This is a genomic window from Phocaeicola salanitronis DSM 18170, from assembly GCF_000190575.1.
GTDB classification, from domain to species: Bacteria; Bacteroidota; Bacteroidia; order Bacteroidales; family Bacteroidaceae; genus Phocaeicola; species Phocaeicola salanitronis.
On record NC_015164.1, the window covers coordinates 3075314 to 3082500 of the forward strand.

Consider the following 7187-nt stretch of genomic DNA (forward strand, 5'->3'; position numbering starts at 1 on the left):
GCTTGTTTATAATTCAATATTGTTTCCTGCGTAAAAATTCAATAAGGTACGGCTTAAGATAGCCATGTATTTTGCTTGCACTAATTCTTGTTTGGCACTTAACAGATTGTTCTTTTCGGTAAGCAGCTCGACCGTATTTTTCATGCCTAAATTGAATTGTTCGTTTACCATGTCAAAACTGGTTTGGCTGCTTTTGACTTTGGTTTCGGCTGCGGCATATTGTTGTTGGGCATTTAAGGCATCCAGCCATAAGCCTTCAATCGTGCTATATAGCTCTTTTTGTTTGTTTATCAGGTCTAATTGGCTTGTATTGTATTGAAGCCGCGCTTTTTGTACGTTGCTTTTGTTTTGCCTGTTGTCGAATATCGGAATGCTCAGGTTGATGCTTATCATGTTGTTCCAACCGTATTTCATTTGTTGTGCCCAGTTGTTGGTGCTGGCATTATTGGTCATGCTCGAGCTGGATGCGGACAGGCTGATGGTAGGGTAATAGCCTGCTTTAGCGGCTGATATGCCTAATTTGGCGTTTTCAATGCTCAGCTTCCCGCTTTGGATTTCAGGGCGTATGGAGAGTGCCGTCTGATAAATGTCTGTTTGATTGGGCAATAATCGCATGATGTCTTCATATTCAAGCTGAGGAAGCACCAAATCCATTTCTTCTGTGCCGTCTAATTCTAACAATTGTTTTAATTGTAATTTGTAATCCCGTAAGGAACTTTCGGCAGAAACTACTTGGTATTTGTCGTTGCTCACCTGTGCTTCCAGTTGGGCAAGGTCGGCTTTCGAGATGCTTCCTTCCTTGAACAGTTCTTCTCCTCTTTTATAAGTGGCTTCGCTGACCTCCAACGTCCCTTTGTTTATGGAGATGGATTCATCGGCATATAGGATTTGGATAAAAAGCTGCGCGATTTGCTCTTGAAGCGTATTCTCGGTTTCCGAAACGCTTAGTTGGGCGATGGCTTTGTTTGTCTTTTGCTGCTTTAACGTGTTTAATCGTTTTCCTCCGTTCCATAAAGTCCATGCGGCATTCACGCTATAACTCCCGTTATAGGTGGTCCGGCTGTCACTGCTGATGATTTCCGTGCCGCTTACTGTTGAGCTTTGTTCTTGATAGGGACGGTTGACTACGTTGTGTCCTGTACTGAACGACAGGGTTGGGAAAAGGCTGGCGCGGGCGTCTTTGATGTCTATTTCACTTTCTTGAAGCGAGATTTTGTCTTGTTGCAATTGAATGTTTTTTTCAAGTGCATAGTTGATACAATCTTCTAACGTCCATTGCGCCCTTTCTTGCTTGTCTTGTGCGTAGAATGGGGCAATGGCCGATAAAACAGCAAACATACAAATGATTCGTAATTTCATATATTATTCGTTTAGTTTTACATCACAAAAGTATGAATCAGCTTAGAAAGTTTCAAAAGATTTAGATTAATGGATAAATTTTGCAGATAAAGGCTTGCTTTTTACCGATAAAAGGTTTTCCTTTGTGATTGTTTAGATACCCGCATTCCGCCAGTTAATATGTTTGCAAAACGAAGATATATTCATAGGCAATTCCAGTTAACTGCTGCAGCCTGAGAAGATAACTGAGACGGCAAAGTAAGTATATCTTCGTTTGGCACGCCGCTATTTAGGCTGATTGAGGGGCGTTTATAAAGCTAAATTATGATTAAAACACAGATGTTCCTCAGTATATGGAAGTTCTACTTGGACGGCTTTCGTTCGATGACTATCGGACGGACGCTGTGGATTCTTATTTTAATAAAGCTTTTTATCATGTTCGTTATATTGAAAGTGTTTTTCTTTCCTGATTTCTTGAAAGGAAAGACTGCGGAAGAGAAGCAAAATTATGTAGGAAACGAGTTGATAATCCGTTCTGCAAATTCATTAACTAAATAAATAATTAGAAACGTATGTTGGAAAGTATTGACACCTCGATGATTGACTGGTCGAGAGCACAATTTGCTTTAACAGCCATGTATCATTGGCTGTTTGTGCCGCTGACGTTAGGGCTTGCGGTAATTATGGGATTGATGGAAACCTTGTATGTGATATCGGGAAATGAGTTTTGGAAACGGACTGCCAAGTTTTGGATGAAATTGTTTGGCATTAATTTTGCCGTAGGGGTAGCTACAGGGTTGATTCTTGAATTCCAATTTGGTACGAATTGGAGCAATTATTCTTGGTTCGTGGGAGATATCTTCGGGGCTCCTTTGGCAATCGAGGGCATTCTTGCCTTTTTCATGGAAGCGACTTTTGTGGCAGTGATGTTTTTTGGTTGGAATAAGGTGAGCAAGAAGTTCCATTTGGCATCGACCTGGCTTACCGGATTAGGAGCCACTATCTCGGCTTGGTGGATTCTGGTGGCTAATTCATGGATGCAATATCCTGTAGGCATGGCATTCAATCCGGATACCGTGCGTAATGAAATGACCGATTTTATGGCTGTAGCTTTCTCGCCGGTGGCGGTGATGAAGTTTTTGCATACTGTGCTCAGCAGCTGGATGTTGGGAGCCGTATTTGTTATTGGGGTAAGTGCCTGGTTCCTATTGCGTAAACGTGAAAAGGAACTTGCGGTTGGAAGCATGAAGATTGCTGCGGGTGTAGGTCTGTTTGCTTCTTTGGTGACGGCTATGACGGGGGATAAGTCTGCATATCAAGTGGCGCAATGCCAGCCTATGAAACTGGCGGCGATGGAGGCATTGTATGATGGAGGGACAAGCGAACCTTTGACTGTAGTGGGAGACATTAAGATACCGAAGATGCTTTCTTATTTGGCGACTCATGACTTTGAAGGCTATGTGCCGGGCATCAATAATATCTTGTTAGGGGGATACATGCTTCCGGATGGCACAACGGCATTGTCTGCCGCAGAAAAAATAACAAAAGGGAAAGAAGCGATAGCGGCGTTGGCTGATTATCGCGAAGCGAAGCAGGCTGGGAAGCAGGCGGAAATGGATAATGCTCGTGAAATACTGGAAGCGAATATGCCGTATTTCGGATATGGGTATATTGAGGATTCTAATTCGTTGGTTCCCAATGTTTGGCTTTTGTTCTGGGCTTTCCGTGTAATGGTGGGATTAGGGATGTATTTCATTGCGTTCTTTGCTTTAGTCCTCTTCTTGTCTTGGAAACGTAAATTGTCGAAATTCACTTGGTTGCATTATGTGTCTTTGGTGAGCATTCCTTTAGCTTATATTGCCGGACAGGCTGGCTGGATTGTAGCGGAAGTAGGACGCCAGCCTTGGACTATTCAAGATTTGCTTCCGGTAAATGCGGCTATCTCGCATCTGGAAACAGGTTCCGTTGTGACAACCTTCTTTATCTTTTTGATTCTTTTTACCGTGTTGTTATTGGCTGAGATAGGCATTATGCTGAAAGCGATTCAGAAAGGTCCTGAAAAAGGCTTGAATGTGAAGTGAGAGAGAATTATTGTTTTTATTTTTAATTGTTTACATGATGGATTCTACATATTTGTTCTTGCAAAATTATTGGTGGTTCTTGGTTTCCTTATTAGGCGCTTTACTGGTATTCCTGCTCTTTGTGCAAGGAGGAAATTCATTGTTGTTCCGTTTAGGCAGAACAGACGAAGAACGTACCTTATTGGTTAATTCTACGGGGCGTAAATGGGAGTTTACCTTTACGACGTTAGTTACTTTTGGAGGAGCATTTTTCGCTTCTTTCCCCTTGTTTTATAGTACGAGTTTTGGAGGGGCATATTGGTTATGGATGATTATTTTGTTCAGTTTTGTATTGCAGGCTGTGTCTTATGAGTTCCAATCTAAACTTGGCAATCTTTTGGGAAAGCGTGTATATCAATATTTTTTGGTCATTAACGGTGTCTTGGGACCGGTTTTGTTAGGTGCGGCGGTGGCTACATTCTTTAATGGTTCAAATTTTATTGTGGACAAAGCGAACATGTCCGAGGGGATAATGCCGGTTATCAGCCGTTGGGCAAACGGATGGCATGGGCTGGATGCGTTTGCTGACCCGTGGAATATCATGTTAGGGCTGGCGGTTTTCTTCTTGGCACGCTTGTTGGGAAATTTGTATTTCATCAATAATATTCGGAACGAAGGGCTTGTTGCTCGTTGCAGGCGTCAATTGATAACGGATGCGGTGCCTTTCCTGATTTTCTTTTTGGCATTCGTCATACGTACGTTGCTGAAAGATGGGTATGCGGTCAATCCGGATACGCAAATTATTGTGATGGAACCGTTTAAGTATTTTCACAATTTGGTGGAAATGCCTTTATTGCTGGTATTGTTCTTGGTAGGAGTCGCCTGCGTTTTGTTTGGACTGGTGAAAAGTATTATTTCTTCTGTTTATACAAAAGGCATTTGGTTTGCAGGTGTAGGGACGGTATTGACCGTGTTGGTTTTGTTGCTGATGGTAGGGTATAACCATACGGCTTATTATCCTTCTACGTCCGATTTGCAAAGTTCATTGACCTTAGCGAATAGCTGTTCCAGTCAGTTTACATTGAAAACGATGGCTTATGTTTCTATCTTGGTGCCGTTTGTTTTAGCTTATATTATTTATGCATGGAGAGCAATCGACCGTAAGCCAATAACAACAGAGGAATTGGAAAAAGACGGACATGCTTATTGATGCGTGAAATGTTTGTGGAAAAGGTCTGGGCGGTTGAGGTTAAAATCGTTCAGGCCTTTTTTATAGGCATAATGAGTACAGAGTAAGAAGCTGTTTTGAATTTCTCCAAAAAGTTTTTCTTGGCTTGATGTATCCGTTTTCGTGTGTGCTTTGGGCGATTTTTTGGTCCTTTCCGCTCCTGTTCTTCGTCAGATAGCCCGCTATCTTCCTCATCACAGAAGCGGAAATGCCTCAAAAACTCATCCCAAATCATCGCACGATAAATTCAAAACAGCTTCTTAACCCTGTGCATGAATAGCAAAAATACGAGTCAACCCATACTACGAATAAGACTTAAAGTAGTCAACCTTTTCTGCAAAGCTACACTCGTGCCTGGTTTAGTAATACTGAAACTGTAGTTTTCATCCATTGAAACTTTAGTTTCAGCACATTGAAACTAAAGTTTCAGTATATATAAACCATGGTGAAACTGTTTTCCCTCCCGCGGTGCGGCAGGCTTTGGCTCCTTGCGGATGCATTCCCTTCACCCGCCTTGTGCGTTCTTCCTGCCCTTTTCTTCCCTCCCTGCCTTTTCCCCTTGACTGCCGTATGTTTTACAGCATACGGCCTTCCTCGCGCGCGCATATAATATATATAAGGAGTACGGGCATTCCTCCTTCCCGTTCCCGCCGCTTCTTTTTTAGCTTTTAATTCACTGTATATCATGCGCTTCTGCATTATTCATTGATTTTCCCGTCAAAAAAACTCCCTCATCGCTTGCAGGTCCGGAATAAAGCCGTACCTTTGCACCCGCTTTCGGAAAGGAACTCCCTTGAACGCGAGACGGTCAGGAAGCCTCCTTGAAAAAAGTCCCGCAAAAATTTGGCGGTTTGAAAAATCCGCCTTATCTTTGCAAACGGTTTCCCTCTTTTGCGGGAGCCGCTGAAAACAGAAGCGTTCAATGAAATGTTTTGGATGAGACGAAGGAAAAGAAGCGGTGCTATTACCGCCTGTCCATCTTGATGGTTCCAGGCGGCAGATAGGATGGGTCCTGACAGAAGATAATTATAAGAAAAAGATATTCTACAATGAAGAGTTTGATCCTGGCTCAGGATGAACGCTAGCTACAGGCTTAACACATGCAAGTCGCGGGGCAGCGGGGGTCTAGCTTGCTAGGCTTGCCGGCGACCGGCGCACGGGTGAGTAACGCGTATCCGACCTTCCGCACACTCCGGGCCAGCCTTCCGAAAGGAAGATTAATCCCGGATGGTATGGCGTGGCTGCATGGCAGCGCCATTAAAGGAGCGATCCGGTGTGCGATGGGGGTGCGTTCCATTAGCTTGTTGGCGGGGTAACGGCCCACCAAGGCGACGATGGATAGGGGTTCTGAGAGGAAGGCCCCCCACATTGGGACTGAGACACGGCCCAAACTCCTACGGGAGGCAGCAGTGAGGAATATTGGTCAATGGGCGAGAGCCTGAACCAGCCAAGTAGCGTGGAGGATGACTGCCCTACGGGTTGTAAACTCCTTTTATAAGGGAATAAAACCTCCCACGTGTGGGAGCTTGTATGTACCTTATGAATAAGCATCGGCTAACTCCGTGCCAGCAGCCGCGGTAATACGGAGGATGCGAGCGTTATCCGGATTTATTGGGTTTAAAGGGAGCGTAGACGGGATGTCAAGTCAGCTGTGAAAGTTTGCGGCTCAACCGTAAAATTGCAGTTGAAACTGGCTTTCTTGAGTGCGTTCGAGGCAGGCGGAATTCGTGGTGTAGCGGTGAAATGCATAGATATCACGAAGAACCCCGATTGCGAAGGCAGCCTGCTAGGCCGCAACTGACGTTGATGCTCGAAAGTGCGGGTATCAAACAGGATTAGATACCCTGGTAGTCCGCACGGTAAACGATGGGCACTCGCTGCCGGCGATATACTGCCGGCGGCTTAGCGAAAGCGTTAAGTGCCCCACCTGGGGAGTACGCCGGCAACGGTGAAACTCAAAGGAATTGACGGGGGCCCGCACAAGCGGAGGAACATGTGGTTTAATTCGATGATACGCGAGGAACCTTACCCGGGCTTGAACTGCGGATGCATTGCGCGGAAACGCGCAAGTGGGCAACCACATCCGTGGAGGTGCTGCATGGTTGTCGTCAGCTCGTGCCGTGAGGTGTCGGCTTAAGTGCCATAACGAGCGCAACCCCTTCCGCCAGTTGCCATCAGGTTATGCTGGGGACTCTGGCGGTACTGCCATCGTAAGATGCGAGGAAGGTGGGGATGACGTCAAATCAGCACGGCCCTTACGTCCGGGGCTACACACGTGTTACAATGGGGGGTACAGAGGGCCGCCATCCGGCGACGGAGCGCCAATCCCTAAAGCCCCTCCCAGTTCGGACTGGAGCCTGCAACCCGGCTCCACGAAGCTGGATTCGCTAGTAATCGCGCATCAGCCACGGCGCGGTGAATACGTTCCCGGGCCTTGTACACACCGCCCGTCAAGCCATGAAAGCCGGGGGTGCCTGAAGTGCGTAACCGAAAGGGGCGCCCTAGGGTAAAACCGGTGATTGGGGCTAAGTCGTAACAAGGTAGCCGTACCGGAAGGTGCG

At 45.7% G+C, this 7187-nt stretch carries 5 protein-coding genes and 1 rRNA gene (1 of these 6 cut by a window edge); 4 read left to right on the forward strand and 2 right to left on the reverse strand.

The genetic code is table 11. From position 1 onward, the window contains the following. Positions 1–6 precede the first annotated feature (6 nt). A complete protein-coding gene (locus BACSA_RS13290; RefSeq protein ID WP_013618554.1) occupies positions 7–1359 on the reverse strand; it encodes a TolC family protein in 1353 nt (450 codons plus the stop codon). Between the two features lie 303 nt (positions 1360–1662). Between BACSA_RS13290 and BACSA_RS13295 the strand changes: the two genes are divergently transcribed. Genes BACSA_RS13295 through cydB form a run of 3 tightly spaced genes read left to right on the forward strand, consistent with a single transcriptional unit; the run spans position 1663 to position 4608 of the window. Next, on the forward strand, positions 1663–1896 hold the full coding sequence (locus BACSA_RS13295; RefSeq protein WP_041584034.1) for a DUF4492 domain-containing protein: 234 nt from the start codon (positions 1663–1665) through the stop codon (positions 1894–1896). A gap of 14 nt (positions 1897–1910) precedes the next feature. Further along, positions 1911–3419 carry a cytochrome ubiquinol oxidase subunit I gene (locus tag BACSA_RS13300; RefSeq protein ID WP_013618556.1) on the forward strand — a complete coding sequence of 503 codons (1509 nt, stop codon included), beginning with the start codon at positions 1911–1913 and terminating at the stop codon, positions 3417–3419. Between the two features lie 37 nt (positions 3420–3456). Next, positions 3457–4608, forward strand: a complete 1152-nt coding sequence (gene cydB / locus BACSA_RS13305) for a cytochrome d ubiquinol oxidase subunit II (RefSeq protein ID WP_013618557.1) — start codon at positions 3457–3459, stop codon at positions 4606–4608. 49 nt (positions 4609–4657) lie between these two features. Here the strand turns inward: cydB and BACSA_RS20260 are convergent, their stop codons facing one another. Next, complete coding sequence (locus BACSA_RS20260) at positions 4658–4861, reverse strand: hypothetical protein (protein ID WP_169311458.1); 204 nt, start codon at positions 4859–4861, stop codon at positions 4658–4660. Positions 4862–5672: 811 nt separating this feature from the next. Here BACSA_RS20260 and BACSA_RS13315 point away from each other — a divergent pair. Next, positions 5673–7187: ribosomal RNA gene (locus BACSA_RS13315) — 16S ribosomal RNA — on the forward strand (it continues 17 nt past the right edge of the window).

What these genes read in the sequence shown, in the direction of transcription:
- BACSA_RS13290 (WP_013618554.1), bottom strand. Translation starts at nt 1,359, where the DNA reads ATGAAATTACGAATCATTTGTATGTTTGCTGTTTTATCGGCCATTGCC.
- BACSA_RS13295 (WP_041584034.1), top strand. Translation starts at nt 1,663, where the DNA reads ATGATTAAAACACAGATGTTCCTCAGTATATGGAAGTTCTACTTGGAC.
- BACSA_RS13300 (WP_013618556.1), top strand. Translation starts at nt 1,911, where the DNA reads ATGTTGGAAAGTATTGACACCTCGATGATTGACTGGTCGAGAGCACAA.
- cydB (WP_013618557.1), top strand. Translation starts at nt 3,457, where the DNA reads ATGGATTCTACATATTTGTTCTTGCAAAATTATTGGTGGTTCTTGGTT.
- BACSA_RS20260 (WP_169311458.1), bottom strand. Translation starts at nt 4,861, where the DNA reads ATGATTTGGGATGAGTTTTTGAGGCATTTCCGCTTCTGTGATGAGGAA.